At 34.1% G+C, this 2,684-nt stretch carries 3 protein-coding genes, 1 tRNA gene and 2 pseudogenes; 3 read left to right on the top strand and 3 right to left on the bottom strand.

Going from position 1 to position 2,684, the window contains the following annotated elements; all coding sequences use genetic code 11:
• The coding region (locus OZD68_RS00965; RefSeq protein WP_275008717.1) for an IS4 family transposase at positions 1-814 on the bottom strand (814 nt) is incomplete at its 3' end.
• A 92-nt stretch (positions 815-906) separates the two neighbouring features.
• Here OZD68_RS00965 and OZD68_RS00960 point away from each other — a divergent pair.
• Together OZD68_RS00960 and pdxH are read left to right on the top strand one after the other, a co-directional pair.
• A pseudogene (locus OZD68_RS00960) lies at positions 907-1,290 on the top strand (zinc finger domain-containing protein); the annotation flags it as partial.
• Between the two features lie 16 nt (positions 1,291-1,306).
• Positions 1,307-1,900, top strand: coding sequence for a pyridoxamine 5'-phosphate oxidase (gene pdxH / locus OZD68_RS00955; RefSeq protein ID WP_022626142.1), 594 nt, complete (start codon positions 1,307-1,309; stop codon positions 1,898-1,900).
• 3 nt (positions 1,901-1,903) lie between these two features.
• Here pdxH and OZD68_RS00950 read toward each other — a convergent pair.
• Both OZD68_RS00950 and OZD68_RS00945 read right to left on the bottom strand, forming a co-directional pair.
• Positions 1,904-1,980: transfer RNA gene (locus OZD68_RS00950), tRNA-Met, on the bottom strand.
• A 190-nt stretch (positions 1,981-2,170) separates the two neighbouring features.
• Positions 2,171-2,383 (bottom strand): hypothetical protein, encoded by a 213-nt coding sequence (locus OZD68_RS00945; RefSeq protein WP_275008769.1) that lies wholly within the window; start codon positions 2,381-2,383, stop codon positions 2,171-2,173.
• Between OZD68_RS00945 and OZD68_RS06520 the strand changes: the two are divergent.
• Positions 2,384-2,623 (top strand): annotated as a pseudogene (locus OZD68_RS06520) (hypothetical protein); the annotation flags it as partial.
• Positions 2,624-2,684: the final 61 nt, after the last annotated feature.

Genomic DNA, 2,684 nt, shown 5'->3' with positions numbered 1-2,684 from the left:
TATACTGTTCTTCAGTTAGTTTCTGACATATAATTCTTACTCTAATTTTTGCTTCTTTTCCTAACAATACCTCGTTTTCTAAAAATAACTTATCCTCTAAACATTCTAATAACTCCATTTTTTGATTTGTTTCTACATCATATATGTTGGTATCGGATTTATAACGACTTATGAAATAAGCTCCTATTTCATTGATTTGTTTAAAAGAACTTGGCACAAAATAACCGAGATCAGATATTAGCAAATCATTGCTTAATATATTACTTAAATGTTTCCTATATCCCTGGTCTGATCTTACCCACTCCGTTAAATTAAGTTGGTCTATTATCTGATTCATGTAGTCGAAAACTAATTGTAACTTTATTCCAGACTTAGTATTGCTTTCATAGCCACTGTAGCTAGTACCATAACCTTTATACATCTCTTCCATACTGTTAGGTAGAGTAACATAGCTACTGTCCAATAATTTAACACTATTAAATTGCTGTAAGATTTTGCAATCAACTTGCAAGATATTTTTAAAGAGAATCACAGATTCATTATACATCCTTTTCATAAATTCCACTGCTTCTTCAGTAAATCTAAAATCCAAACCTTGTTTTGTTATATCTATCGAGTCCTCGTTTAGTAATTGACACATTGTTTCTACGCTACAATTATCAACTCCTATATTACCCAAGACCATGGCTTTTACGCATGATGAACCTTTTAGCTTTCTCTTTCTTTTTATAAACCTTGTTGTAATTGAGATTTCCTCTGCTTTTTCATTAAAAAATTCTTTGAGCTTTTTTGATAAGCAAGTTATTTTATTCATTGGTTCTCTCACTAAAAGTATATCTTGGAGAACTTATACCTTATTATTCTATCTCTTTCATACCTTTATTTCCTTAACTTGACGCGTATGATTTACAGGAGTTGCTGAAAAACAAAAAAGTGAATATCAAATCAGCGTTAATGGACAATAAATCAATAGTTGGCGTAGGCAACATATATGCTTCTGAGAGCTTGTTTAGAGCCTGTATATCACCACTCAGGTCAGCAAAAAACTTGACCTATAGAGAGTGCGAAAAACTTGCTGCTGAAATAAAAAATACTCTGAGTGATGCAATTGCTGCAGGCGGTTCAACACTGAAAGATTATGCACAGCCATCTGGATCTGCTGGATACTTTCAAAATAACTTTTACGTATATGGTAAAGTTCAAAAACCTTGCAAGATTTGCAATAATATCATAACACTTATACGACAAAATGGCCGTAGCACTTATTTTTGCAACGCGTGCCAGAATTAAGATTTTATTTTTTGATATGATATTTTCACTTGAAAAAGATCCATTTGATTTGTTTTCAAAGTGGTACAAAGCAGTACTTAATTCTCCGTGTGAACAACCAACTGCAATGACGCTAGCAACTTGTAGCAAAGACTGTATTCCATCTGCAAGAGTGGTATTACTAAAGGAATATAGCAAAGAAGGTTTTGTGTTTTTCACTAACGTAAACAGTAAAAAAGGGAAAGAATTGACTGAGAACCCCAAAGCTGCGTTAGTGTTTCATTGGATAGAATTTGCTAGGCAAGTGCGAATTGAAGGAGAGGTTAAACTTCTAAACGATGAAAGAACTGACAAATACTTCTCTTCTCGAGCGCTGGGTAGTCAAATTAGCGCATGGTGCTCAAAACAATCGAGCATTCTGAAAGATTGGCAAGATTTTGAGCAAGCTATAAAATTGAAGGAAAAAGAATTTCATAATACACAAGTTTCTCGTCCTGATTTTTGGGTGGGATTTTGTGTAATCCCAAAAGTAATTGAATTTTGGCAAGAAGGTGAATATAGGAAGCATATTAGATTTAGATACACTCTTGTTGAGGGAAGCGATTGGAAAGTGGAACAACTATATCCTTAAAAATGGTTGCGGGAGTAGGATTTGAACCTACGACCTTCAGGTTATGAGCCTGACGAGCTACCGAGCTGCTCCATCCCGCGTCGTTGCTTATTTAGTTATTATATATACAAATAATGAAAAAAGAAAAATAAAATTTCACCACATGCAAATATCGACACACTTATTAACTTTTCTTGACATAATAGTTAGTTATATACGTAACAATCCGCGCAATGAACAATATAACTTGATACTGTGGTTTCCTGTTTTTCAGTGTGTAGGAATTCTAACCTATTTTTCCCTAAGTTTTGAACCAAGCTGCATATCTATTTTTCTTTTGCTTTTACCCACACTAATTTTGATTGCAATATTGTATAAAAGGTACGCGATATTGTGTATCGCTTTAATTGCAGTGCTCATAGGATTTACAGCTAGTATAGCCTTTCTTATAATAGTCCGAATGCGATAAGATATGTGTTTATGGCTATAGCAGGCCAGTAGCATATTACGGTCTGTTCGGATTATTGTAAAAAGAGCTATAAATTAAGAACAGCTTTAGTTGATACTCAAATTCTTGATAAAGAGAGATATGTAAAAGATATCGTTGCCACAGTGAAGGATATTAACGACAGGGGCTCATATAAACAATTTCTGCTTTCTGTTGAAAAATCCCCTACTATCTCAAAATCCTCTCCTGTCATCCCAGCGCCCCCTTTTGTCATCCCAGTACTTGATACTGGGATGGCTTTGTTGCATAGCAACTGAAAAAATCTGGTGGCTACTGACAAAATTCATTATAAAATAG

This window comes from Wolbachia endosymbiont of Drosophila bicornuta, from assembly GCF_028982105.1.
GTDB lineage: Bacteria > Pseudomonadota > Alphaproteobacteria > Rickettsiales > Anaplasmataceae > Wolbachia > Wolbachia pipientis.
The sequence above is the reverse complement of the archived record's forward strand: the minus strand, read 5'-3'. Positions and strand labels throughout refer to the sequence as shown.